This is a genomic window from Aeromonas sp. 55A, assembly GCF_051919665.1.
Taxonomy (GTDB): domain Bacteria; phylum Pseudomonadota; class Gammaproteobacteria; order Enterobacterales; family Aeromonadaceae; genus Aeromonas; species Aeromonas veronii.
In genome coordinates this window covers 3577379-3602201 of record NZ_JBQBEH010000008.1, presented here as the reverse complement: position 1 = coordinate 3602201, position 24823 = coordinate 3577379, and the positions used below count along the sequence as shown (strand labels likewise).

The following is a 24823-nucleotide window of genomic DNA, read 5'->3' as shown; positions in this document are numbered from 1 at the left end:
CTTAACCGATATGGGGAGGAGCAGTGACTCCTCCCTGTAATTGACGGAACGGCATGGTTGCTCAACAGATCCGCGGCAGCAGTTCCCCTTGCGGCAGCTCCAGATAACGGCGGCTGCCCCAGGGGTTGTTGAGGATCACCTTGTGACGATCGCTCGCCTGCACCACGCCGATCTGGCTGGCAGCGGGGTTGAATTGCCGCAAGATGCCCAGCGCGTCCTGTGCCTGTTCGGCAGGCAGGGCCAGCACCATGGTCCCCTCGTTGGCGAGATCATGGGGCTCGAAACCGTAGAGTTCGCACAGGCCGCGTACCGGATCGCACACCGGGATGGCGGACTCCTCCAGCTCGATGGCAACGCCGGAGGCGCTGCTCCACTCGTTGAGCACGGCGGCGATGCCACCGCGGGTGGCATCGCGCAGGGCGTGAGGGGTAATCCCCGCTTTTAGCAGCGCTTCTACTTGCGGCCAGAGGGTGGTGCAGTCGCTCTTGAGATCGGAGCCCAGTTGTAGGGCGTCACGGGCCATCAGGATGCAGGCGCCGTGGCTGCCGATATCCCGCGACACCAGAATGGCGTCACCGGCCTTGAGGCTCCGCACCGAAATGCCCCGGCTCTGCTCAGGCAGCGGGAAGGTGCCGACCCCGCTGGTGTTGATAAAGATCTTGTCGGCTGCCCCCTTGGGCACCACCTTGGTGTCGCCGCAGACGATGCGGGCGCCGCTCTTGGCAAGCTCGGCGGCCATCGACTCGACGATGCGGGCGAGATCGGCGTAGGGGAATCCCTCCTCGATGATAAAGCTGCAGCTCAGATACTCGGGCTTGGCCCCCATCATGGCGAGATCGTTGACCGTGCCGGCGATGGCCAGCTTGCCGATATCCCCCCCTCGAAGAAGAGCGGCGAGACGGTAAAGCTGTCGGTGGTGAAGGCAACGGGGCCGCTCACCGGCAGCAGGGCCGCATCTTCACCGCGCAGCAGGATCTCGTTGCCAAAGTGGCGAAAGAATAGCTGGTTGATCAGCTGATTCATCTCGACGCCGCCGCCGCCGTGGCTTAACTGAATTTCTCTCATTGGATCCCCATATATCGGTAGTAGGCATTGCAGGCCCCTTCGGAGCTGACCATGCAGCTGCCCATGGGCTGGGTCGGGGTGCAGCCCCGGCCAAAGACTTTGCACTGGTTTGGCTTGGCCAGGCCGCGCAAGATATCGGCGCACTGGCACGCCTTGTGGTCATCGATGGGAGTCTGATTAAGCGCAAAGTGACGCTCCGCATCGCGCTTGGCAAAGGCATCGCGCAGGCGCAGGGCGGAGGCGTTGATATCCCCCAGACCTCGCCAGCGAAAGTGCTCGCGGGTCTCGAAAAAGCGCTCGACCAGCCGCTGGGCGGCTTTATTGCCGCTGGCGGTGACGGCGCGGCTGTACTGCACCTCCAGCGCATAGCGACCTTCCACCTTCTGGCGCACCATCATCAAGAGCGCCTCCATCACATCCACTGGCTCGAAGCCGCTCACCACCACTGGCACCTGATAGCGATCGACGATAGGCAGGTAGATATCGGCGCCGGTGATGACGCTGACGTGGGAGGGGCCGATAAAGGCGTTCACCTTGGCCACCCCGTCGGCCATCACCGCATGAATGGCGGGGGGCACCAGCACATGGTTGATATGAAACAGCAGATTCTCGACCTCTTGCTCTTCAGCTGCAGCCAGCAAGGCGGCTGTCATCGGGGTGGAAGTCTCGAAGCCGATGGCGAAGAAGACCACGGTTTTGTCCGGGTTCTCTTTGGCGATGCGCAAGGCATCGAGGGGGTCATAGACCGGACGGATATCGCTCCCTTTGGCCCGTTGCTGGGCCAGCGTGCCTTTGGATCCCGGCACCCGGATCATGTCCCCCAACGTCACCAGAATGACGTTGGGCTGGCTCGCCAGCTCGATGGCCTGATCGATGCGCTCTTTTGGCATGATGCAAACCGGGCAGCCGGGGCCGTGGACAAACTCGATGCTGGCGGGCAGCAGTTGGTGCAGGCCGTACTTCATGATGGTGTGGGTATGGCCGCCACACACCTCCATCACCCGCAGCGGTTCGGGCAGATCTTTGGCCAGTTCATTAATTTGGGCGGCGAGGGCGCGGATGACGTCGGGCTGGCGAAAGCCCTGAAACAGGTCATTGAGGGTCAGCATGGCAAAATATCCTGTTTGGGCATCAGGGCCACCATCTGGCGGAAGCTCTCGAGGCTGGCCTGCGCCTCCTCTTCGTCAATCTTGCTCATCACAAAGCCGATATGGAGCAGCACATAGTCGCCAATGTTGAGAGGCTCTTCGAGCAGCATGCAGCTGACGCGCCGCTGCACCCCCAGGGTATCGACGGTGACGCAGTTGTCTTCGGGGTGCAGCTGCACCACCTGAGAGGGGATGGATAGACACATGAATTTCAGGACTCCGACAAGGTGGCACAGCCGGTGGTGACAGGCTGATGCGTGGCAAGATGGTGGATGGCAAACCAGAGCTGACCGGCGGCGATGCCACCGTCATTGAGCGGCAGGGTTTCGCTGGTCAATACCTGCCGACCGGCCGCTTCGAGAGCGGGAACAAGTTGGTCCATCAGCACCCGGTTTTGAAAGACGCCGCCCCCGAGCGCCACCGGATAGTCGGGGAGGCGCTCGGCCAGGGCAACCACCAGATTGCTGATGGCGCGGATAAAACCGGCGGCCAGGCTGGCGGTGGCGGTGCCTTGGCGCCGCTCGCTGACAAGGGTATTGATGAGCTCGGCCCACTCGATCTGCAGCGGCCCCTCTGTTGATTGGCTGAGATCAAAGGCAAGGGGTAAGGGCTGTTCATCAGGGGCCAGCTGCAAGGCAGCCGCCTCCAGCAATAGCCCCGCTTCGCCCTCGTAATCGGGGGTGTCGATCACTCCCAAGATCGCTGCCACCGCATCGAACAGTCGACCGATGGAGCTGGTGTAGGGGGCGTTGCGACCGAGATGCCAGAGCTGGTGCAGGTTGCTGATCCGCTTAAGGGGCAGTTGCTTGATCAACGGAATATCGAGGGCACTGATCTCCTCAGGGCTGTGCGATTCAAACAGCAGCCCCAGCAGCTGGCGCACCGGCTCGCGAATGGCAGCCTCGCCGCCGATCAGCTTGAAAGGCGCGAGGTGGGCAACACGATCGAAGCCCTTAACGTCTGCGATCAGCAGCTCGCCGCCCCAGAGGGTGCCGTCATCGCCAAGGCCGGTGCCATCGAAGGCAACACCCAGCACCGAGCCCGTGATGTTGTGCTCGGCCATCACCCCCAGCAGGTGGGCGTGATGGTGCTGCACCTCGAGGTGGGTCGCACCCTGATCCTGGCAATAGCTTTTGGCCCACTGGCGGCTGAGGTAGCCGGGGTGGCGATCCGAGACCAGCAGTTCGGGGTTGAGATCGTAGAGTTCGCGAAAGGTCGCCAGGGTTTGCTCGAAGTGCTCCTGCATCGGCAGGCTGTGCAGATCGCCGATATAGGGGCTGTAGATGCGCTGGCGGCCGAAGGCGAGCGCCAGCTGGTTCTTCTGCTGCGCTCCGACTGCCAGCAGTGGCGCCTTGACCGCCTCTTGCAGGCTGGGAGTGCAGGGGGCATAGCCCCGGGCGAGGCGCAACGTCTGGCGCCGCCCGCCTGCCCACTGCACCAGACTGTCGTCACACGGGTGCAGGATGGGGCGGTTGTGATCCAGGATGCCGTCAATCTCGCGGCCGAGTTCCCTGACCACCGCCTCGCACTCGATAAGGATTGGGCTGCCGCGACCATTGGCGCTGGTGGCCACCAGCGGCATGGCGCAGGCGTCCAGCAGCAGCTGATGGAGCGGGGTATAGGGGAGCATGACCCCAAGGTAGGGGATGCCGGGGGCGATCCCCTCGGCCAGCGGCGCAGTTGTCAGTTGGGATTCTGACGGCCGATCATCGTTTTCGCGCTTGCGCAGCAAGGCGATGGGTCTGGCCTGAGAGGTGAGCAGTTGCCACTCGTCTTCGCTGCCGGTGACATGCAGTTTGGCCTCGGCCAGGGAGCCCATCATCACCGCCAGCGGCTTGCGTGCGCGCCGCTTGAGCGTTCGCAATCTGGCCACACTCTGTTCATTACGGGCATCGCATATCAGGTGATAACCCCCCATCCCCTTGACCGCAATCAGCGCCCCCGCTTGCAGTGCGCTTGCTGCTGCTTGCAGGGCATCCTCGCGCTCGGCCAGCGTATCGCCACGGCCGCTGCGCCAGGTCAGATGCGGCCCGCACTCGGGGCAGCTCACCGGCTGGGCGTGGTAGCGCCGATCCAGCGGGTTTTCATAGGCCGCAGCGCAGTACGGGCACATGGCAAAGCCTGCCATGGCGGTGTGGGGGCGGTCGTAGGGGAGGCGGTGGATGATGGTGTAGCGCGGGCCGCAGTGGGTGCAGTTGGTAAAGGGGTAGTGGTGGTGGCGATCTTTGGGGTTGGCCACGTCCGTGGCGCATGCCTCGCACATCCCCTGATCCGGCGAGATGGCGACCGTGGCCGCGCTCTGCTGCTGGCTCGCTTTAATTCGAAACTGGCCATGAAATTGGCCATCGAAGTCGGGATCATGAGCAAGGGGCAGTTCCCGCTCGCTGAAATGATCGATGCGGCTAAGTGGCGGCGCCAGTTCCCGGAGTTCGCGGGCAAAGGCTGTGAGCTGCTCAGGCGATCCTTCGGCACCTATGGTGACGCCGTTGGCATCGTTCAACACATAACCGGCAAGGCCGTGGCGCAGCGCCAGCCCATAGACGAAGGGGCGAAAGCCGACCCCCTGAACTATGCCGTCGATATGAAATTCGCGGCGCAGCCGGTTGGCCACAGGATTGGAAGAGCCAGAGGGGGCAATGGTGGCGCTCATGCCGGCTCCATCTCATCTTGAGTCTGCGGCAAACGCAGCACCCGGCGCTCGTTCTCTTCACGCCTCACCCAGCCATCCATCTCCATGCGCAGGCAGAACGGAATGGCGTATTTGCGCGACAAGCCGGTGACCTCCTTGAGGGATGCCATGTCGATCAGATCTCCCACCTGCTGGCCCGCCAGCACGGCGGCGACCATCTGGTTGTAAAGGGCGGCGTCGTAGTAGATGGGGCCATCGAGTTGCACCAGATACTTGAGTCGTGCCAGATTGCGCAGCTGCTTTTGCAACGCGCCTTTTTGCAGCAAGCCCTGCTGCAGGGCGGCGGGCAGCTTGCGGGTGATAAAGGGGTCCAGCTCCACACCGCCGGGGCCCAGTTTACCGGGCTCGTAACCCTCCTTGCCTTGATCTCGCACCACTTTGAGCACCAGCTGCGCCTCTTCCCCCAGATCATCTTCCGACTCGCCGCTGCCCGGTTGCCACTTGTCATGGTGCAGGCGGATCAGCTGCTCGCTCTTGAGCTGCTGGAGCAAGGCCTGAGTGACCGGTAGGGCGATGCCAAAGCGGGTTGCCAGCTCGGCGGCGCTGAGCGGTTCGCTGGCCAGGGTAGCGAGCAGCTGGTCGCGGCTTTGGGCCAGCCAGCAGTTATCCAGCAGCCAGTCACCGAGGGGGGTGACCTGCTCTGGCTGCTGGTCAAAGCGGCTGGCCAGCACATAGCCATTGAGGCCAAGCTGCAGGGTGGCGGGGTTGTAGCGCTCCAAGTCATCAGGTAGCTCACCCAGCAGGGTGTGCAGCGCCTTGCGCCTCGCGGGATGGATGTCGCCGCACCAGACGATGCGGGCGCCGTGCAGCAGTTCGCTGCTGCCGTGGCGAATGATGGCGAGCGGCTGGCCAAAGAAGCAGGGGATGGGACTGGTAAAGATCAGTCGCGCCAGCCGGGTCTCTTTTATTGGTACAAAGCGCGCACGGCCATGCCAGCTGCCAAGGGCGACTTCGACCTCCTTGTTGTGCAGAGAGGGGCGTAGTGTCTTGCCGCTCAGGCTCTCGGCGTTGAGTCGCACGATAAGGTGGGTGGCCGCCTCGCACTGACCGGCGGCGCTGGTGAGGCAGTGACCTCGGGCCACCTCCTTGTGGGGCACTTTTTTAAGGCCCACCGCCACCCGACAGACGGCGCCAATTTCATCAACGCTCTGGTGATAGGCTTGCAGGGAGCGCACCTGCACCTCCCGATCGGCGGGGTAGAGGCGCAGCTTGTCTCCCACCTTGAGGCTGCCCTGTTGCAAGGTGCCGGTAAGCACTGTGCCGGTGCCATTGGCAGTAAAGACACGATCAACATAGAGGCGCGGTGCGCCCTGCTCGCGAGCCGCTTGTGAGGCTGGCAGATCGGCAAGCTGGCGCACGATGGCGGCGTGCAGGGCAGCCATATTGGCGCCGGTTTTGGCGCTGACGCTGACGATATCGGGCACCATGCCGCTCTCGTCCATCACCCGCTCCAGCAGGCTCTCTTCAAGCAGTAAAAGCTCGTCGGGGGAGACCAGATCGCACTTGTTGATGCAGACCAAGAGACGCGGCACCCCCATCGCCTTGAGCAGGCGCAGGTGATCGCCGGTCATCGGCATCCACCCCTCGTCGGCAGCAATCACCAGCAGCACCAGATCCAGACTCCAGAGCCCTGCCACCATATTGCGGATATAGCGCTCGTGGCCGGGCACGTCGATGACACCTATGGTGTTGCCCTGACCGTCGTCAAAGTGGGCAAAGCCGAGATCCTGGGTCATGCCGATGGCCTGCTCGTGGGCGCGGGCGGTGGTGATGCCGGTGAGGGCTTTGATCAGCAGGGTCTTGCCGTGATCCACGTGGCCGGCAAGGCCGATAACGGCGCGATAGGGGGTCATGGGATCAGGACTCCTCGGTTGCATTGATCGGGCTGGGCAGCAGCAATTCCTTGAGTTGGGCGATCAGCAGCTCCATCTCGGTCGGCAGCAGAGTGGCCATATTGAGCAGCACCTTCTGCTGGCGCACGGTGGCGATGACCGGCACCGGCAGTTCGCGCAGCGCATCGAGCAACTGCTGGGCCGGACGCGGGTCGGTGCACTCCAGCGCAGGTGCCGGATAGAACTCGTCCGGCAAGGTGCCGCCGCCCACCACCAGCTGGGCGGGGACCGGCACAAAGCAGCCGGGCAGGGCAGCCATCAGCCGGGAGGCTCTCGCCTGCATGGTGGCCGGGTTGCTCAAGGTGCGCTGGGCAATCCCTTCGCCGATGGGGGACTTGTTGAGCTTGTGAATGAGCAGGCGTTCGAGCAGGGAGTAGACGATGCGGCTCGGGCGGAAGGTGCGCATCATGGGGTGTTTTTCCAGCCGCTTGATAAGGTCGCTGCGGCCACTGATGATGCCTGATTGCGGGCCACCCAGCAGCTTGTCGCCGGAGTAGCAGACCAGATCTGCCCCCGCCTTGATGTACTGGCGCACCGAGGTTTCATCCGGTGCAAACTCTTCGCTGGTCAAGCCCGAGCCCTGATCTACCGCCAGCACCACGTGCTCGGGCAGGGCGCGGGCCACCTCGCCGATATCGGGGGATTCGGTAAAGCCGCGAATGGCAAAATTGGATCTGTGCACCATCAACACCAGCGCGGTCTGATCGGTGATGGCATCAAGGTAATCTTTGGCGGTAGTGATATTGGTAGTGCCCACCTCTACCAGTTTGGCGCCGGAGAGCGCCAGAATATCGGGAATTCGAAAACCGCCGCCAATCTGGATCTGCTCGCCGCGGGAGACGATCACCTCGCGCCCCTTGGCCACCTCCTGCAGCAGCAAAAAGAGCGAAGCGGCGTTGTTGTTGACCACCAGCGAATCCTCGGCCTGGGTGAGGCAACGGAGCAGGGGGGCGATCAGCCCCTTGCGCCCGCCGCGCTTGCCGGTGGCGAGATCCAGCTCCAGATTGTTGTAGCCGGTGTTGAGGTCGCGCACCTCGTCCCACAGATCGGCACTTAACGGCGAACGCCCCAGATTGGTATGCACCAGGGTGCCGGTGGCGTTGATCACCCGGGTTTGACGCTGGCGCAACTGCTGTCGGCAGCGTTTGGCAATCAGCGCCTCGATCTGCTCGGGGGCGACGCCATGCTGGCGAAAATCTTCGCTCTGGCGCAGCTCGCTCAGGGTGTCGCGCACCGCCTGAGTCACCAGTGGGCGGCTCAGCGCCTCGATAAACCCGGCGAGAAAGGGTTGCTGCAGCAGCTGTTCCACTTGCGGCAGACGGCGGGTTTGTCGCTGTGAATCGTTGGCAGCCGTACCTGATGCGGGCTGGCGGTGGGGGATGGCTGGCGCGTGAGACGAGTTCGGCATGGGATTACCAGTGCAGTGCGTGGGTTCGGGATGCGCACCGGTTTGCCGATAGAGAGGCCGAGCTGACGGGTTATGGCACTGCTGGCGATTTGCGGATGACTGCAAACTGGGTGCATCAATGAGCGGGTATAAATTAATGCTGCATCGATGCTGATAAATTAATTGTTGGCCAGCGAGATAACCTGAGTTCGGATTATATTGGCAAGCGGCAAGCACCTTTTTTAAGGTATTACTTCAAACATATTGAACAAACAATGGAAATAACATTCAGGCCGAAAAATTCAGCGGGAGAGTATTTGTTCAATAGATAAATTTGGCGGAAGAGGCAGGAATCGAACCTGCCAAAGCCTTCTCGGCTCACATCGGTTTTGAAGACCGAGGAGGCCACCAGACCCCATCAACTTCCGTAACGGTCGCCATTTTGTGGCAAATTTCTGTGACTGGCAACGCTTTTTTTGTCATAAAAAAGCGAGAGTTAGCGGTTTTTTGAAAAAATCAAAGAACCTTGTTTTATATCAAGTTCAGCACAATTAGCCCGATGTTTTTAATTTAACATCGGGCCTCGATCACATTGCCGGAACCGTTGGTCAATAACGGTCGTTAACAACTCGATAAATAATCACCGCTTGGCGTTGGAAATATTCCACTGATCCAGTTTATCTATTAACAGACCGGTATCCTTGGCGGCATCAAGATGCTGATAAAGATAATCCATCGCCTCGCTCACCATCTCGGTCATCGGGAAGGAGAACGCAACTATGGCCGGTTGTACCCCGACAAAGATCACCTCGGGGACAAAGGTCTTGAGCTCGTCGATCAGGAAATTGAGCGGCATATTGTGGGTCGAGAAGATAAACATCTCGGCGATGGTCTCGGGGGGGATCACCTGCAGGGTTCCCGCCTTCTCGCCGATCTCGGCGGCATCCACCAGCACCACCCGCTCCGGTTGCAGCTCCCGCACCTTGTAGACCACATTTTCCGGCGCGATGCCGCCGTCAATATGGATCCAGCCGGGCAGGGGGGCGGCTTGCAGCTTGTCGGCGAGATAGGGGCCGGCACCGTCGTCCCCCATCATGGCATTGCCCACGGTCAACACGAGATTGCAGCCCATCAGCGGCTCCTTACCATCAGGTACATATGGGGGTCGTTATAGAGGGCGGTGAGCTGATCCATAAAGGTGTTGGTCCAGCCCAGCTCCTGCTCATCGAGCAGATTGTCGGCTTTGCGCAGTCGGTCGAAGGCGCAGGCCAGCATATGGCAGTGCTCGCGATAGATGGTGATCTCGCCAAAGGTGAGAAATCCCTCCATCTTGCGGCGCGCTTCGCTCCCTTCTCGCAGCTTGGCCACCCAGTCGCGATAACCGGTCAGCGAGCAGACCAGGTCTGCTCGCAGGCAATCGACGATGCCGAGGTGGTGGCCGATGGCGAGGCTGTAGTACATCACCTCTTTGGCCTCTTCCGGCACGTCGAACTGCTCGTCGACGAACTTGCGCGAAAGTCGATAGAAGAAAACCTCGTCAGCCATGCACTGCCTCTCCCTTGCCGGCTGCCCGGTTGAGGCAGGCGTTTGCGAGGTTGTTGACGATCTCCGCCAGGCGCGGATCGTCGTGCTGATCGAGGTAGCTCTGGATACGCAGATCCACATCCTGCTGGGTTGCCCCTTCGAGCAGGGCCATAAACTCGTCGGCGATGATCCGCCCCTGCCGGTAACCAGCCATGCGGCGCGCCTCGCGCTCGATCATCACCCGGATTTCATTGGGGATACCGGTGTGGCGCAGCTCGACCCGCTCACCCGGTTGCACCTCGTGGCTGGTGGCTTTGAGTTTCTGCTCAAGCAGACCGAGCGCCACGGCAAAGCCGTAGATGGTGGCGGCGGGAGTAGGCGGGCAGCCGGGAATATAGACATCCACCGGCACGATCTTGTCGGTGCCGCCCCAGACGCAGTAGAGGTCGTGGAAGATGCCGCCGTCACAGCCGCAGGCGCCGTAGGCGATGCAGATCTTGGGATCGGGCGCCGCCTCGTAGGCGCGCAGGGCCGGAACTCGCATCGCCCGAGTCACCGCGCCGGTAAAGAGCAGGATGTCGGCGTGACGGGGAGAGGCGACCACCTTGATGCCGAAACGCTCGGCATCGAACAGCGGGGTGATGGTGGCGAAGATCTCGATTTCGCAGGCGTTGCAGCCGCCGCAATCAACCCGGTAGACATAGGCCGAGCGGCGAATGTCTTTCAGCAGGGTCTTCTTGAGTTTGGTGATCTCGGGATCCTGTGCCAGCGGCACGGCGCGGGTATGGGCATGGCCGACAACCGGTTCTATGCCTTTGATCTTGCTCATCACATCCACTCCTTTTGTGCGGCCATCGGTGTGGCTATCGGTGTGATCAGGGCCGAGTTAGGCTGGCTCAGCATGCTCTGTTTTCGTTTGCACTCGGGGCAGTGGTGCAGCCGCTCCGGGGTGGTCAGCGGCGTGCCCGCCTGCTTGAGGGTGTCCTCCACCAGCACCACCAGCTTGCTCGGGGCAAAGTAGGTGCCGCACAGGGTGCAGGGGGCCAGCGCGAAGCGGGCCTCCTCATAGAGATCCGCCTTGTTGGTCACCGCCAGCTCGAATTCGGGGGAGAGGGCGATGGCGCGGGTCGGGCAGACCTCTTCGCAGCGGCCGCAGAAGATGCAGCGCGCCATGGAGATCTCCCAGCGCCGTTCGCCGGTCTCCATGTCCACTTCCATCACCAGCGCATTGGCCGGGCAGGCCTTGGTGCAGGCGGCGCAGGCGATGCACTGATCCGCCTGATATTTCGGTTTGCCGCGAAAATCCCGGTTCACCTCGTAAGGGGCGAAGGGGTACTTGGCGGTCGGGGTGCCAGCCTTGAGGATGGTCTTGAACAGCTTGATCATGATGACCCCTTATTTCAGCGGAGAGTTTTTGCGATCGATGCCGTAGCGCTCGATCTCCTTGTAGGAGACCACGGTGGACTTGCCCTTCTTAGGGTCGACCAGGGTGACCCGATCGGTACAGGAGTAGCAGGGATCCAGACTACCGATGATGAGCGGCGCATCCGCCACGGTATTGCCGCGCAGCATGTAGCGCAGAGCGGGCCAGTTGGCGTAGGTGGCGGCGCGGCAGCGCCAGCGGAACAGCTTCTGGTTGTCCCCGGTCATGCTCCAGTGGACGTTCTCGCCACGGGGCGCCTCGGTAAAGCCCAGCGCAAACTTGCCCGGCTGGTAGGTGAAGCCTTCGGTGAGCAGTGGCCCTTCCGGCAGGTGCTCAAGACCAAACTCAATCATGTCGAGGGAGTCGTAGAGCTCGTGGATGCGCACCAGCACCCGGGATTGCACATCGCAACCCGCCTTGGTCTGGATCTCCATCGGCAGCTCGCGGTAGCCGGCAAAGTCGTGGACCCGGCGCACGTCGCGCTTGAAGCCGCTCGCCCGCACCATGGGGCCGACACAGCTGAAATCGCGGGCAATTTGCGGCTCGAGCTTGCCGATACCGATGAGGCGGGAAGAGATGTTGGCGGTATCCAGCAGCATGGCCACCAGGGGTTTGAGCTCATCACGGAGCTCGCGCACCAGCTGGGCACCCTTGATGCGATCTTCCTTGAAGATGTCGCGGCGCACCCCGCCAATCAGGTTGAGGCCATAGGTCTTGCGGGCGCCGGTCAGCAGCTCGGCCAGGGTCATGGATTTTTCCCGCACCCGGAAGAACTGCATAAAGCCGGTGTCGAAACCGGTGAAGTGGCTCGACAGGCCGATGTTGAGGATATGGCTGTGCAGGCGCTCCACCTCCAGCAGCACGGCGCGGATCATCTTGGCCCGTTCCGGCACCGGAATGCCCATGGCGTTCTCCACCGAGGTGGTGTAGGCGACGCTGTGGGTAAAGCCGCAGATACCGCAGACCCGGTCGGTCAGAAACGCAACTTCGTTGTAGCCCATCCGGGTTTCCGCCAGCTTCTCCATGCCGCGATGGACATAGAAGAGGCGGTAGTCGGCGTCGATGATGTCTTCCCCATCGACGAACAGACGAAAGTGCCCCGGTTCGTCCGAGGTGATGTGCAGCGGGCCGACCGGCACGATGCGGTTGGCATCACTGCCGAGCTCATTGACGAAGGGGTAGGTCTCGGTGTCGGTGGTGGGCATCGGGCGCTGGCGATAATCCATGGCGTCCTTGCGCAGCGGGTGGATATCCTCCGGCCAGTCGTCCGGCAGCACCAGACGGCGTTCGTCCGGCAGGCCGATGGCGCGCAGGCCATACATGTCGCGGATCTCCCGCTCGCCCCATACCGCCGCCGGAATGGTCGGGGTGATGGAGGGGTACTCCTGGGTATCGGCATCCACCAGCACCTTGACGGTGATCCAGCACTTGGTGTCGCCCTCCATGGAGAAGACGTGGTAGACGGCGAAGTGGCCGTTGAGGCTGCGCTCGTCATTGGCAAAGGAGAGCGGAAGCCAGCCCCCCAGCTGGTGGAAGATCAGGCTGGCCGTCTCGACCAGACTGGTGGGTTTGACGGTAATGGTGGCCTGATCGGCGGTTTGCCACTCCTCGTCGATGATGGCGTGGGGCAGTTGGGCTCGCACCTGCTGGATGTAGTCGCAGCCGATGCGATCCGAAATGGCGATGGTCATGCAGTTCTCACTTTATGTTCGGGAATGAGCATTCACAAAAGGTGAAATCGAAAAAATGGCTGTGCTGGCGGGCATGGTTCAGATCCCGACCAGATAGGCGAGCAGCGCCAGCAGGGCCAGCCCCAAGCCGTAGCGGGTGAGCTTGTGGGTGCGCACGAACTGGGTGCGGGCCATGGCGTTTTCGATGATGCCAGCCAGTAAAAAGGCCACCAGCAGCTTGCAGGCGAGGATCAGCGCCGCACCGATGAGTGCCGGCAGACTCCAGTTGGCTGCCTTGCCGAAGGGCAGGAAAATCACCAGAAAGAGCTGCACCACCACCAGTTGCTTGAGGCCGATGGAGAGCTTGAGCAGGGCCAGGCCCGCACCGGAATACTCGGTGAGCGGCCCTTCTTGCAGCTCTTGCTCGGCTTCGGCGCAGTCAAAGGGCAGCTTGCCCATCTCGACAAACACCGCGAAGGCGCAGGCGGCGCCCGCCAAGAGGGTAGCGATCGGCGCGGCCAGCGGCTGGGTCGCCACATAGCGGCTGATGTTGCCCAGATCCGAGCTGCCCACCATCATCGCCATGATGAAGCAGGCGAGCACCAGAATGGGCTCCACCAGAATGCCGAGGGTCAGTTCGCGGCGGGCACCAATCCCTGCAAACATGCTGCCGCTGTCGAGCCCCGAGAGGGAGAAGAAGAAGCGGAAGATGGCGAACAGATAGATGTCGGTGATGAGATCCCCGGCGATGGGGAAGGGGGACTCGTGAGTCAGGGTCGGCAGCGCCATCCCCACCAGCAAGAGGGCGGCGATGAGCAACGCCGGCATCAGGTTGAAGATGATGCCGGCAGGTTCGGGAGTTACCTCCTGGCGGCGCAGGAGCTTGGCGATATCCCGGTAATCCTGCAGCAGGCCCGGCCCCTGACGGGAGTGCATCTTGGCCCGCAGCACCCGGTTGAAACCGGTGGCGAGCGGCGCCAGCGCCAGCATGGCGATGGCCTGGGTCAGGGCGAGGGCAACCATGCCCCAGCTCGGCATTTCAAGAACAGGCATATCAGACTCCTACAGCCATCAGGATAAAGAGCGCCAGCACAACACCGTGCAGCAACCAGCCGGTTGTCCCGCTGGTATCGCTCACCCCGTGCAGGGCGCTGGCCAGATCGAGCTGCGGCTGCTTGCGATAGAGTGGCGCGCAGAGTTGGCGCAAGGTGTGGGTGACACCGCCGGAGGTGAGGCTCATGCGCTCCTCGTAGGCGTAACCACAAGCCCACGGGGTGCCAGCGTGACGACGACCTAGCTTGGGCCCCTTGAAGATGGCCAGTACCAGCAGCGGGATGAGGAACAGCCCCAGCAAGGTGATGGCGATAACGGGTGGGGAGAGGAGCGCCTGGCTGCTATCCAGCGGCAGCAGGGTGGCGCCGGTGGCCACGTTCATTTGGTCGCTTACCAAGGCTTGACCATAGCTGGCGATATGGGGGGCAATCCAGGGGGCGCCCAGACCCAGCACCAGACAGACCGCAGCCAGCAGCAGGGTGCCTGCCACCATGGCGCCCGGCACTTCGCGGGCGTGGCTCGCTTTCTCGCTGCGCGGTGCGCCGCAGAAGCAGATGCCGTAGACCTTGACGAAACACATCACCGCCATGGCGCCGGTCACCGCCAGCATCACTACCGCGAGCGGGGCGACGACAGAGGTGCCGAGTTTGGTCATGGAGAGCAGGGATTGGTAGATAAACCACTCGCTGACAAAGCCGTTCAGCGGCGGCAGCGCCGAGATGGCCATGGCACCGATGAGGAACGCCAGCGCGGTCCAGGGCATCAGTTTGGCCAGCCCCCCCATCTTGTCCATGTCGCGGGTGTGCAGGCGGAACATCACAGAGCCGGTACCCATAAAGAGCAGGCTCTTGAAGATGGCGTGGTTGAGCAGGTGATAAAGCGCACCGAGCAGCCCCAGCACCACCAGCGCCGGTTGCTGGTTGGCGATGCCGATCATGCCGATCCCCATCCCCATCAGGATGATGCCGATGTTCTCCACCGTGTGGTAGGCGAGCAGCCGCTTGAGATCGTGCTCGGCCAGCGCAAACAGCACCCCGAGCACTGCCGAGCAGGCGCCGAAGATCAGCACTACATAGCCCCACCAGAGCTGGCTGGCGCCGAGAAAATCGATGCTGACCCGCAAGATGCCAAACAGACCCAGTTTTACCATGACGCCAGACATCAGCGCAGAAATATGGGACGGCGCAACGGGCTCGGCCACCGGCAGCCAGCCGTGCAGCGGCACGAAACCGGCGCGCAGGCCAAAGCCGCAGAAGCTGAGCAGGAACACCAGGGAGGCCAAACCGCCCGTCAGATGGTGCTCGCGCAGCGCGGCGAACTCCAGCGAGCCGGATTCGCGGCAGAGCAGCCAGAAGGCGATCAGCACCAGCGCCATGCCGATATGGTTCATCACCAGGTAGAGACGGCTCTGTTTGGCGGCCTCGGGGTTGGTCTTGACCAGCCAGTAGGTGGTGAGGGTCACCAGCTCGTAGCAGAGCAAGAAACCGAGCGCATTGTCGGCCAGTACCATACCCACCATGGCAAAGAGGAAGAGGTTCATCAGCGCGCCGATGGCCACATCGCCCTTGCCCTGATATTCGCGGATATAGGCAAAAGAGTAGAGGGCGACGGCGACGCCGACGGTGCTAATCACCAGCAGCATCAGTGCGGCCAGCATGTCGAGGTGAACCGAACCCAGCAGCCAGAGCTGGCCGTCGACGGGGGTGCCTTGAGCAAAGATCTGGATGGCGGCGACCAGACCCGCGAGCGAGCCCAGCAGGGCAAAGCCGCTATTGAGGCGGTTGGCCAGTGCGGGCAGCTTTTGCAGCAGCAAACCGGCGGCAGCGCCCAGCAAAAAGAGCAGGAGCGTGGCCATAACAAGGGGGGACAACATCAGCGAACTCCCTCTGTGGTGGATAAATCGGATGCAGGGAGCGCCGTGGCAGGCGCCGGGAAGGCAGAGGCCCCTTGAGGGTTGGTGTCGGCCGCTTGCTGGCGACGGATACGCGCGGCGCGTTCGGTGTCGCCGTCATTGACCAGCTTCAGTGCCTGGGAGGGGCAGGCACCGACACAGGCCGGACCGTCGGTGCGAAACTCGCACAGGTCGCACTTGACCGCGATGCTGCGCACCCCCGGCTCCCAGCTCAGCAGATCCTCGCCAAAGCAGCGCAGGCCGGCAGAGGTGGAGGGGTTGCTGGAGCGGATGGAGCAGGGGATATAGGTGTCGTAACTGGTGGCTACGGCCACCGGACGGCTGCCGCCGCTCTGGATAGCGCCAAAGGGGCAGGCCACGGCGCAGAGATTGCAGCCGATGCAGAGCGACTCGTTGAGTTGCACGCAATCGCCGGTCTGGCGAATTGCTTCGACCGGGCACACCTTGATGCAGGGGGCATCGTCACAGTGACGGCACTGAACCGGCATGGTCGCCTGCTCGTGTCGCATAACGGTTAAACGGGGGGCTTGCTGCAAACCTTGCGCCTTGTGTACCTCGCTGCAGGCCGCCATACAGGTGCCACAGCCGATACAAAGCTTGGGGTCAGCGATAACGAAGCGGTTCATAGCCTACCTTGTCGTGTCGCGAACGGAGAAAGTAGGGGCAGGTTGGCAAGATACGGGCCAGAATGGTTTTTGCAGACAAATTGGTTTTAAGTGACTGTTTTTTAAATAAATAAAAATATTCGTGTGGTTGGATGAACGCGCTGGTGTGGCTGTCGAACTGTGACGTTCGTCACTTGTGACGAAGCCGCCAAGAGGGTTCGTCACCATGGAAAAAGCAGTATGAGTAGGATGCAAAGAACGGAGTGAATTGCACCGCTCTCCAACATATGTTCGCGGTGCACGGCGCTGCGCTTGTTGCACCCTACGGCTGTTGTGTGAGGGGAAATGAGCTGGTTCGATTTGCCGTGGTTTGCTCCCTTCTCCCCTTGCGGGAGAAGGGCCGGGGATGAGGGGCGGTAATCGGGGGTAACGAAAACAACAGAGGGAGGCCAATGCCTCCCTCTCTATTTGCTGACGTTTTCTATGCCTTTAAGAGGCCATCAACCCGCCATCAGATATCCACCTGGGATCCCAGCTCGATGACCCGGTTGGGCGGGATCTCGAACTGATCCGGGGCGCGCAGGGCGTTGCGCTGCAGCAGCACAAAGAGCTTGCCGCGCAGATAGAGATACCAGGGGCGGTCTTTCATGATGAGCGACTCGTGGGCCATAAAGAACGAGGTCTCCATCATCCGGCAACTGAGCCCCTCGGCGTTACAGCGGTGGAAGATCTCCTCCACGTTCGGGGTCTCGCGCCAGCCGTAGCTTGCTACCACCCGCCAGAAGGTGGGGGAGAGCTGCTCGATGCAGACCCGGCGCACATTGTGGACGTAGGGCACATCCTCCACCCGCAGGGTGAGCAGGATGATCCGCTCGTGCAGCACCTTGTTGTGCTTGAGGTTGTGCAGCAGCGCATGGGGGATCACATTGACCACCCGCGACATATAGACCGCAGTGCCGGCCACCCGGGTCGGCGGGGATTTCTCCAGCGAGGCGATCATCGGCTCAAGGGAGTTGCCGTGCTCGTTCAGGCGACGAATAAGCTGGAAACGCTCGCTCTTCCAGCTGGTCATCACGGTGAACATCACCGCGCCCAGGGTGAGCGGCAGCCAGCCGCCGGAGAAGATCTTGGCGAGGTTGGCGGCAAACAGCGGCACGTCGATACAGAGCAGCGCGGCAAACAGGATGGCCACCAGATACTTGTTCCAGTGCCAGCTGTTCTTGGCCACCGAGCAGGAGAGGATGGAGGTAAGCACCATGGTGCCGGTCACCGCGATGCCGTAGGCCGCCGCCAGATTGCTGGAGTGCTCGAAGCTCATGATGACGATCACCACCGAGATATAGAGCATCCAGTTGATGACCGGAATATAGATCTGGCCGGACTCCTGCTCGGAGGTATGGACGATGCGAATGGGGGAGAGATACCCCAGCCGCACCGCCTGCCGGGTCAGCGAAAAGACCCCGGAGATCACTGCCTGCGAGGCGATCACCGTCGCCATGGTTGCCAAGAGCAGCAGTGGCACCAGCGCCCATTTCGGCGCGAGCAGGAAGAAGGGGTTGGCAATCGCGGCGGGGTTGCTCAGCAGCAGCGCACCCTGACCGAAGTAGTTGAGCACCAGGGAGGGCAGCACAACGATAAACCAGGCGAGGCGAATGGGATTTTTGCCAAAGTGGCCCATATCCGCGTAGAGCGCCTCCACCCCTGTGATGGCCAGCACCACGGCGCCGAGGGCAAAGAAGGAGGTGGTCTGATACTGGATAAAGAAACGCACCGCCCAGACGGGGTTAAGCGCACCCAGCACCTCGGGGTTGTGGATGATGCCGCGCAGCCCCAGCACCGCCAGCGTCATAAACCAGATCAGCATGATGGGGGCAAACAGCTTGCCCACCATGGCGGTGCCATGTTTCTGGATGGCAAACAGCAGGGTCAGCACCAGCACCGAAAGGGTGACGATATAGGGGTCGAGGGCGGGGGTGAGAATGCTTAGACCCTCGATAGCCGACATCACCGACATCGCCGGGGTGATCACCACCTCGCCATAGAAGAAGCTGCCACCAATCAGGCCGAGGATGATCAGCAGCGGTGTCCAGCGGGTGGAGGCGTTGCGGGTCGCCAGCGACATCAGGGTGAGAATGCCACCCTCGCCGGCGTTGTCGGCCCGCATGACAAAGGAGAGGTACTTGACCGACACCACCAGGATCAGCAGCCAGAAGATCAGCGAGAGAAAGCCGAGAATGGAGGCCGGCTCGACGCCGAACCCGAATTGACCTGATAGGCACTCGCGCAAGGTATAGAGCGGGCTGGTGCCGATATCGCCATAGACTACGCCAATCGCCGCCAGCATAACGCCGGACATGGCTTGTTGTTTATCACAGTTCATGAGTTCATCTTGTCAGTTTGATGTTTACACGTTTGCCAACGCACAGCTGCCCGACCTACCAGGTAAGTCGTGATATTTAATCGGGAGAGAATTAATGGATTGCGATGGGAAAGGGCGCTAACGGAATAGTGATCTGCTTGTCATGGAACACAGTCTGTTCATCTGTCATTAAGCTTATAATGACACACACTCTGCGGGACTATGCTCAGTTATAAATAATCAAAAGTTCAATTTGAGTAAGAGAATTAATTATCCGGCGATTGAAATGGGCTGCGATAATGCAGGCAACTATCTGTTTTATCTAGCGAAGTGGTTTGGCTACTCTCTTTTACCAAAACGGATAATAAATAGACGATAAAGTAATCGCTAATTAATTACTGGCAGGATGGCAAAGGGGATGCAGTTGGGCTGCGATGGAGTCTTTATGTGCCAGAGGGGAAAGGTAGGGTGCAATGAACGAAGTGAATTACACCGCTAATTTAAAATGCAAGAGGTGCAATGCGCTGCGTTTATTACCCCCTAGGGTGTTACTGTATTGTTATTTTTTAAATATAACATCTCGATGGAATATCATTGGTTCATCCATATTGATAACATTGCTCTTTCCCGGATCATTATACTTATAACTAGTTATTTCTGAAATTTGACTATTTTTTTCAAAGATAGCCCTTGCCACTAAAGCAAGGTTCCATGAATTGTTTTTTGAGGATATTTTGTATATTTCCATTCCAGCTGATGTTAGTGGCACAAAAGAAATTGATAGTTTTTTTTCGTGGAAAAACATATGGTGATTAAAATCAATGTAATAGCCTGGCTGTGGCGCATTATCATGGTATGTTAGCTGTGTTTCTGGAAAATCAGAACTTCTATAAATACCAGCAAAAATGCACAAGCCAGCATCTACAAGAGTTTTTATATGAGATTCATCAATATGTTCACCGGTTAATATGCACGAACCAAATACAATATAATTCCCCATCGTATTAAATAACTCAGCCTCATATTGGCTTAGGTTTTTTAAAGTGTCTAGAGTTCTTAAGCTAATCGAGTCTGGACTTTTTATTTCTTCAGATAATATTAGCCCCCATATTTTCTGGGTGTACTCATTGTCAATTAATTTAGCTTCATTTCTCCATCTATTAAAAAAGTCGTTAGATATTTCTTTGTCTGGCGGTAATGTTACATCGACAAGTTCATTAACTGCATATTTTGCACAGTTTGTTATATTTAATGCTTCATCATTATTGATTTTACTCGATAGTAACGTAGCATGATTTGACGGCACCATATTATCTATGGTGTTCAATTCAATATCGAAGGTAGCTAAACCTTGCTCGATTAGTATTTTTTCTCTAGCGGTTTGCAAATTAATTAACTCGATAATTCGCTTTTCTTTAGCATGTTTAACGCCCAATAAAAGTTCAAAAACCTTATTGATGGCATTTGGAGTATGTTCGATTACTGGTTGAAGATCTGCTTTTAGTTCAGTATTTACACTTATATCTAGTTTATTGTCCATTTTAACCTCAAACCGAGTGAGTGTGTGCTCAAATGATATTTTTGACAAATGTAAACTTGTTTCGAGTTAACTTCATGGAAATAAAACATCACTCAATTATCAAGTATCCAAGCATATGATTAATACCAAGAGATGCTTGATCTTGAGGATATAACCTAACATATAAAAACTTTTCATTTTTATTAAATCCAGTTACAACGCGTTCAACTGCATAAAAATAATCTGCAGGAACATAACCAAGAATTTGTGAGGATGTTGATGGTGATTGGTAAACTGGTTTGCCTACATAGATCGGTGGAGCCGGAATTGATTTTTCAGTTTTTGGCCATTTATGGCTAGATTCAAACTCTTGTTTTTTTAATAAAAACTCTAGGAGGATATCTAGACAGAAATTAAAATTCTCCCTATTAACTTCATTGGCAGCATAACTTGTTGTGTAATCTAGATGCCAGTGTTCATACTCTGTTTGTATTACTCGTGGGGTTAATCGACAGAAATTATTTACACTTGCGGTGCTAATACCCCATTCAATACAATCACCCTTAAGTCGTTCATAGTCAACTTGTATATAATCTAATGGTGTTTTTACTGACTGGGAAATCCATTGCTTATTCTTACAATACTGAGGCGCCTTTAGTCCACCAAGCGCCATATACATTAATCCTAATATTGGTTTGTCATTGTCATAATCTCTGAACCCATAAATTGAATAGTTATACTCGTAGGCTATGTAAAAGGAACGGCGTAAATTCTCCAACGCGTCTAGGTAGCTGCCTTTTTCAGCCAGTTCTATAGCTATCTTTATAAATTCTTTTGGTGCTCCATCATATAATACATCTATGACTAAAATTTCGTCCAAAGTCATATTTAGAACATGCTTTAAGATGGTGTCGGTAAAAGTAATTGCGGTGGAGAAATAGTTAACTACAGATGCTGGCTCAGTTAATTGCCCATAGTGCTTTGCAATAACTCTCTGTTTATTGAGAGCCTTAATCGTTCCTGATTTTATTACTGGGACCTTATGTTTCTTTAACTCCCCTAACAGTTCATCAAAAGATTTTGATTCAATGTTGTTTGTTTCTTTGATATCGAGTTCATTTAGTACCGCAAGAATTACTAATTCAATGAAATCTTGTAGTAAGATTATTCCAGCAGTACATGAGTGTTTATCTCCATTGTTCACCAACGCTTTCGTTTTATTAAATATATTTTTCGATACTAAAAGAGTATTCAATGTAGATGCTTTCATGAATGCCTACTGTAGCTAAGCGATGCAATTTGAGCCAGCCTTCCTATGTTGTTGACCCCAGCGAAGCTGGTTGCCAACTGAAGCATGCTATCCAATCGGGTAGGGGGTAAAAAGGGCAATCGGCGCATAATCTGTCCGAGATCAATAAATTAGTCATTGATTGGTTGTTGTTTGTTCGCTCGAGCTGAAAGGGCAGGGTGAAATGCCTTAGTCAGCCGGTGTCGAGCTCGTCACTTTTGTCGTGTCGATCACACTTCCCAGCCCGTCGTCACCCTCGTCAGGGGTGGCAATCAGCACGTCATTCTTTATAATTACTTCTTTATTTTCAGATGGTTGTGAACTTTTATCGCACCCTTGGCCCGTTTTGGTCTGATAAATGCTTTATGGGGGGCTGGCCGCCTCTTTGCCTGTCGGCGGGCGGCCCGGTGTAACGAACCATTTAGGATCCCTCTCTATGAACAGCTTCGTGATTGCAGATCCCAGTCTCTGTATTGGGTGTCGTACCTGTGAGGTGGCCTGCGCCGTTTCACACCAGTCAGGGTCTTGCAGCGGGACCCTTGAGCGGGAGGGCGGCCTGCATCTTGCCATCGAGGATGGACATCTGGTCTCCAAGGACAGCTACTTTCAGCCGCGCCTGAAGGTGATCGTGGGCAGCAAGGTGACCACGCCGGTGCTCTGCCGCCAGTGTGAAGACAAGCCGTGCGCCATGGCCTGCCCAAACAATGCCATCGTCAGCGAGGATGGTTGCGTCAAGGTGTTGCAGGAGCGCTGCATCGGCTGCAAGTCCTGCGTGGTGGCCTGTCCTTACGGCGCCATGGCGGTGGTGCTCAAAGAGGTGGCACCCGCTGCCGATTCGCTCTTCAAGCGTCCGCAGACCAAGGCGCAGGCGCTCAAGTGCGATCTCTGCCGTCACCGCGAGGCGGGCCCGGCCTGTGTCGAGGTGTGTCCGACCCAGGCGCTGCGGCTGGTCACGCCGGAGCATCTTGAAAACCTGAACCGGCAGAAGCAGCTGGCCAGTGCCGAGGCACTGCTGGCGATGCCGGCGCGGGTGTGAGCGGGCTTGCCGAGCCGTTTTTCGTTAACAAACAAGAGTGTGAGTCATGAAAAAAGTCATTACCGTGTGCCCCTATTGCGGCACCGGTTGCAAAATCAACCTGCTGGTTGAAAACGACAAGGTGGTGGGGGCCGAAGGCGCCAACGGCCGGACCAACGAGGGGCAACTCTGCCTCAAGGGCTATTACGGTTGGGATTTTTTGAACGACACCAACCTGCTGACCCCCCGTCTCAAGAGCCCGATGATCCGCCGCGAGCGCGGTGGCAAGTTCGAGGCAGTCTCCTGGGATGAAGCGATCGAGTTCGCCAGCAGCCGTCTCTCTGCCATCAAGGCGAAATATGGCCCGGACGCCATCATGACCACCGGCTCTGCCCGTGGCCCGGGCAATGAAGCCAACTATGTGATGCAGAAATTTGCCCGTGCGGTGATTGGGACGAACAACGTCGACCACTGCGCGAGGGTGTGACACGCACCCTCAGTCTCCGGTCTGGAGACAACTGTAGGCAACGGCGCCATGAGCAACGCCATTCCCGAAATTCAAGAGACCAAGTGCCTGCTGGTGTTTGGTTACAACGCTGCTGACTCTCACCCCATTGTGGCCCGCCATATCCTCAAGGCGAAGGCAAACGGGGCCAAGGTGATTGTGTGTGATCCCCGCATGGTGGAGACCGCCCGCATCGCCGATCAGTGGCTGCCGCTCAAAAACGGTTCCAACATGGCGCTGGTTAACGCCTTCGCCAACGTGTTGATCAATGAAGGGCTCTACAACAAGGCCTTTGTCGCCAACTACACCGAAGGGTTCGAGACCTTCAAGGCGACGGTGGCCAAGTACACCCCGGAATATGTGGAGGGGATCACTGGCCTGAAAGCCGCCGATATCCGCGCCGCCATTCGCACCTACGCCGAATCGCCCGCTTCCATGATCCTGTGGGGCATGGGGGTGACCCAGTACGGTCAGGCGGTGGACGTGGTCAAGGGGCTCGCGGGTCTGGCGCTGCTGACCGGCAACTTCGGTCGCCGCGGCACCGGTTGCGGGCCGGTTCGCGGTCAGAACAACGTGCAGGGCACCTGTGACATGGGGATGCTGCCCCACCAGTTCCCGGGTTATCAGTCGGTGGCCGATCCCGCCATCAGCGCCAAGTTCGCCAAGGCGTGGGGCGTGGCGTCGCTCTCCCAGAAGCCCGGCTACCGCTTGACCGAGCTTGGCCACAAGGTGGAGGAGGGCAAGTGCAAGGCCTTCTATATCTTCGGTGAAGATCCGGCCCAGACCGAGGCAGATCTCGGTCAGTTCCGCCGCACTCTGGCGGGGATGGAGCTGGTGATCGTGCAGGATATCTTCATGACCCAGACTGCCGAGATGGCCGACGTCATTCTGCCCGCCACCAGTTGGGGCGAGCACGAAGGGGTCTACAGCTCGGCGGATCGCGGCTTCCAGCGTTTCTACAAGGCGGTGACGCCCCCCGAGAACGTGAAACCGGACTGGGCCATCTTCTCGTTGATGGCGACCGCCATGGGGTATCCCATGGAGTACCACAACACCGAAGAGATCTGGGACGAGATGCGTGCGCTCTGCCCACTCTATGCCGGGGTCAGCTACGACAAGATGGCCGATCTCAAGAGCGTGCAGTGGCCTTGCCCGACCGAGGATCACCCGGGCACCAGCACCTTGTTCGAGGGGAATGTGTTCACCACCCCGAGCGGCAAGGGCCAGCTGATCGCTTCCGAGTGGCGGCCGCCGCTGGAGCAGCCCTGTGCCGAGTACCCGCTGGTGCTCTCCACCGTGCGCGAGGTGGGTCACTACTCCTGCCGCTCCATGACCGGCAACTGCTCGGCGCTGCAGACCCTGGCCGATGAGCCGGGCTATGTGCAGATCCACCCGAGCGATGCCAAAAAGCTTGGGGTGAAGGATCAGGCGCTGGTCTGGATCTCGTCGCGCCGTGGCAAGGTGATCACCCGGGCCAACTACAACGACCGGGTCAACGCCGGGGTGGTCTACATGACCTACCAGTGGTGGATCGGGGCCTGCAACGAGCTCACCATCGAGCACGTCGATCCCGTCTCCCACACGCCGGAGTACAAGTACTGCGCGGTGAAGATCGAGCGCATCGACAATCAGCCTGAGGCGGAAGTGTACGTCCAGACTGAATACAGCGCGCTCAAGGCGAAATTGCGCAGCGCAGCCAAGGGCTGATCGCCCTAAAAAAGAGGTTCTGCACAAATAAGGGAACCCGACTCGGATTTATCGAGTCGGGC

The 24823-nt window shown here is 58.8% G+C and carries 18 protein-coding genes, 1 tRNA gene and 1 pseudogene; 2 read left to right on the top strand and 18 right to left on the bottom strand.

Going from position 1 to position 24823, the window contains the following annotated elements; translation table 11 throughout:
• Positions 1-61 precede the first annotated feature (61 nt).
• The 18 genes and pseudogenes from hypE to ACTG2G_RS20575 all read right to left on the bottom strand — a co-directional run bounded on the left by hypE (position 62) and on the right by ACTG2G_RS20575 (position 21516).
• Positions 62-1065, bottom strand: a pseudogene (hypE, locus tag ACTG2G_RS20660) (hydrogenase expression/formation protein HypE).
• Positions 1062-2174 carry a hydrogenase formation protein HypD gene (gene hypD, locus ACTG2G_RS20655; protein ID WP_439985806.1) on the bottom strand — a complete coding sequence of 371 codons (1113 nt, stop codon included), beginning with the start codon at positions 2172-2174 and terminating at the stop codon, positions 1062-1064. The pseudogene hypE and the gene hypD overlap by 4 nt, the downstream one beginning before the upstream one ends.
• Positions 2168-2419 (bottom strand): HypC/HybG/HupF family hydrogenase formation chaperone, encoded by a 252-nt coding sequence (locus ACTG2G_RS20650; protein ID WP_043819819.1) that lies wholly within the window; start codon positions 2417-2419, stop codon positions 2168-2170. The genes hypD and ACTG2G_RS20650 overlap by 7 nt, the downstream gene beginning before the upstream one ends.
• Before the next feature lie 5 nt (positions 2420-2424).
• Positions 2425-4863 (bottom strand): carbamoyltransferase HypF, encoded by a 2439-nt coding sequence (gene hypF / locus ACTG2G_RS20645; RefSeq protein WP_439985805.1) that lies wholly within the window; start codon positions 4861-4863, stop codon positions 2425-2427.
• On the bottom strand, positions 4860-6755 hold the full coding sequence (selB, locus tag ACTG2G_RS20640; protein ID WP_439985804.1) for a selenocysteine-specific translation elongation factor: 1896 nt from the start codon (positions 6753-6755) through the stop codon (positions 4860-4862). The genes hypF and selB overlap by 4 nt, the downstream gene beginning before the upstream one ends.
• Positions 6756-6759: 4 nt before the next feature.
• Positions 6760-8202: an L-seryl-tRNA(Sec) selenium transferase gene (gene selA / locus ACTG2G_RS20635; protein ID WP_421265731.1), complete on the bottom strand. Its 1443-nt coding sequence runs from the start codon at positions 8200-8202 to the stop codon at positions 6760-6762.
• 314 nt (positions 8203-8516) lie between these two features.
• Positions 8517-8608, bottom strand: a tRNA-Sec gene (locus tag ACTG2G_RS20630).
• 213 nt (positions 8609-8821) lie between these two features.
• Positions 8822-9313, bottom strand: a complete 492-nt coding sequence (gene hycI, locus ACTG2G_RS20625) for a hydrogenase maturation peptidase HycI (protein WP_439985803.1) — start codon at positions 9311-9313, stop codon at positions 8822-8824.
• Entirely contained in the window at positions 9313-9726 is a 414-nt protein-coding gene (locus ACTG2G_RS20620) for a formate hydrogenlyase maturation HycH family protein (RefSeq protein WP_439985802.1), read from the bottom strand. Before ACTG2G_RS20620 ends, hycI begins: the two co-directional genes overlap by 1 nt.
• Positions 9719-10534, bottom strand: coding sequence for an NADH-quinone oxidoreductase subunit B family protein (locus ACTG2G_RS20615; RefSeq protein ID WP_005301886.1), 816 nt, complete (start codon positions 10532-10534; stop codon positions 9719-9721). Before ACTG2G_RS20615 ends, ACTG2G_RS20620 begins: the two co-directional genes overlap by 8 nt.
• Complete coding sequence (locus tag ACTG2G_RS20610; protein WP_439985801.1) at positions 10534-11091, bottom strand: formate hydrogenlyase complex iron-sulfur subunit; 558 nt, start codon at positions 11089-11091, stop codon at positions 10534-10536. Before ACTG2G_RS20610 ends, ACTG2G_RS20615 begins: the two co-directional genes overlap by 1 nt.
• A gap of 9 nt (positions 11092-11100) precedes the next feature.
• A complete protein-coding gene (locus ACTG2G_RS20605; protein ID WP_202002672.1) occupies positions 11101-12819 on the bottom strand; it encodes a hydrogenase large subunit in 1719 nt (572 codons plus the stop codon).
• 78 nt (positions 12820-12897) lie between these two features.
• The gene (locus ACTG2G_RS20600; RefSeq protein ID WP_421317698.1) at positions 12898-13851 is read right to left on the bottom strand and encodes a respiratory chain complex I subunit 1 family protein; all 954 of its coding nucleotides are present in this window, start codon (positions 13849-13851) and stop codon (positions 12898-12900) included.
• Position 13852: 1 nt separating this feature from the next.
• Positions 13853-15724: a hydrogenase 4 subunit B gene (gene hyfB / locus ACTG2G_RS20595; protein ID WP_429111672.1), complete on the bottom strand. Its 1872-nt coding sequence runs from the start codon at positions 15722-15724 to the stop codon at positions 13853-13855.
• Entirely contained in the window at positions 15724-16389 is a 666-nt protein-coding gene (locus ACTG2G_RS20590) for a 4Fe-4S dicluster domain-containing protein (protein ID WP_268017418.1), read from the bottom strand. Before ACTG2G_RS20590 ends, hyfB begins: the two co-directional genes overlap by 1 nt.
• Before the next feature lie 490 nt (positions 16390-16879).
• Positions 16880-18748 (bottom strand): low affinity potassium transporter Kup, encoded by a 1869-nt coding sequence (gene kup, locus ACTG2G_RS20585; RefSeq protein ID WP_439985799.1) that lies wholly within the window; start codon positions 18746-18748, stop codon positions 16880-16882.
• Between the two features lie 538 nt (positions 18749-19286).
• Positions 19287-20267 carry a DUF2806 domain-containing protein gene (locus tag ACTG2G_RS20580; protein WP_439985798.1) on the bottom strand — a complete coding sequence of 327 codons (981 nt, stop codon included), beginning with the start codon at positions 20265-20267 and terminating at the stop codon, positions 19287-19289.
• Positions 20268-20355: 88 nt separating this feature from the next.
• A complete protein-coding gene (locus tag ACTG2G_RS20575; RefSeq protein ID WP_439985797.1) occupies positions 20356-21516 on the bottom strand; it encodes a hypothetical protein in 1161 nt (386 codons plus the stop codon).
• A gap of 454 nt (positions 21517-21970) precedes the next feature.
• On the opposite strand from ACTG2G_RS20575, the gene ACTG2G_RS20570 reads away from it, so the two are divergent.
• Both ACTG2G_RS20570 and fdhF read left to right on the top strand, forming a co-directional pair.
• Positions 21971-22570 carry a 4Fe-4S dicluster domain-containing protein gene (locus ACTG2G_RS20570; RefSeq protein ID WP_033112617.1) on the top strand — a complete coding sequence of 200 codons (600 nt, stop codon included), beginning with the start codon at positions 21971-21973 and terminating at the stop codon, positions 22568-22570.
• Positions 22571-22616: 46 nt separating this feature from the next.
• Entirely contained in the window at positions 22617-24761 is a 2145-nt protein-coding gene (gene fdhF / locus ACTG2G_RS20565; protein ID WP_080771385.1) for a formate dehydrogenase subunit alpha, read from the top strand.
• Positions 24762-24823: the final 62 nt, after the last annotated feature.

Coding starts and splice junctions, on each gene's coding strand:
- selB (WP_439985804.1), bottom strand. CDS start 6,755: ATGACCCCCTATCGCGCCGTTATCGGCCTTGCCGGCCACGTGGATCAC.
- hypF (WP_439985805.1), bottom strand. CDS start 4,863: ATGAGCGCCACCATTGCCCCCTCTGGCTCTTCCAATCCTGTGGCCAAC.
- ACTG2G_RS20620 (WP_439985802.1), bottom strand. CDS start 9,726: ATGGCTGACGAGGTTTTCTTCTATCGACTTTCGCGCAAGTTCGTCGAC.
- ACTG2G_RS20580 (WP_439985798.1), bottom strand. CDS start 20,267: ATGGACAATAAACTAGATATAAGTGTAAATACTGAACTAAAAGCAGAT.
- ACTG2G_RS20600 (WP_421317698.1), bottom strand. CDS start 13,851: ATGCCTGTTCTTGAAATGCCGAGCTGGGGCATGGTTGCCCTCGCCCTG.
- kup (WP_439985799.1), bottom strand. CDS start 18,748: ATGAACTGTGATAAACAACAAGCCATGTCCGGCGTTATGCTGGCGGCG.
- ACTG2G_RS20570 (WP_033112617.1), top strand. CDS start 21,971: ATGAACAGCTTCGTGATTGCAGATCCCAGTCTCTGTATTGGGTGTCGT.
- ACTG2G_RS20605 (WP_202002672.1), bottom strand. CDS start 12,819: ATGACCATCGCCATTTCGGATCGCATCGGCTGCGACTACATCCAGCAG.
- ACTG2G_RS20615 (WP_005301886.1), bottom strand. CDS start 10,534: ATGAGCAAGATCAAAGGCATAGAACCGGTTGTCGGCCATGCCCATACC.
- ACTG2G_RS20590 (WP_268017418.1), bottom strand. CDS start 16,389: ATGAACCGCTTCGTTATCGCTGACCCCAAGCTTTGTATCGGCTGTGGC.
- hyfB (WP_429111672.1), bottom strand. CDS start 15,724: ATGTTGTCCCCCCTTGTTATGGCCACGCTCCTGCTCTTTTTGCTGGGC.
- selA (WP_421265731.1), bottom strand. CDS start 8,202: ATGCCGAACTCGTCTCACGCGCCAGCCATCCCCCACCGCCAGCCCGCA.
- ACTG2G_RS20650 (WP_043819819.1), bottom strand. CDS start 2,419: ATGTGTCTATCCATCCCCTCTCAGGTGGTGCAGCTGCACCCCGAAGAC.
- ACTG2G_RS20610 (WP_439985801.1), bottom strand. CDS start 11,091: ATGATCAAGCTGTTCAAGACCATCCTCAAGGCTGGCACCCCGACCGCC.
- hycI (WP_439985803.1), bottom strand. CDS start 9,313: ATGGGCTGCAATCTCGTGTTGACCGTGGGCAATGCCATGATGGGGGAC.
- hypD (WP_439985806.1), bottom strand. CDS start 2,174: ATGCTGACCCTCAATGACCTGTTTCAGGGCTTTCGCCAGCCCGACGTC.
- ACTG2G_RS20575 (WP_439985797.1), bottom strand. CDS start 21,516: ATGAAAGCATCTACATTGAATACTCTTTTAGTATCGAAAAATATATTT.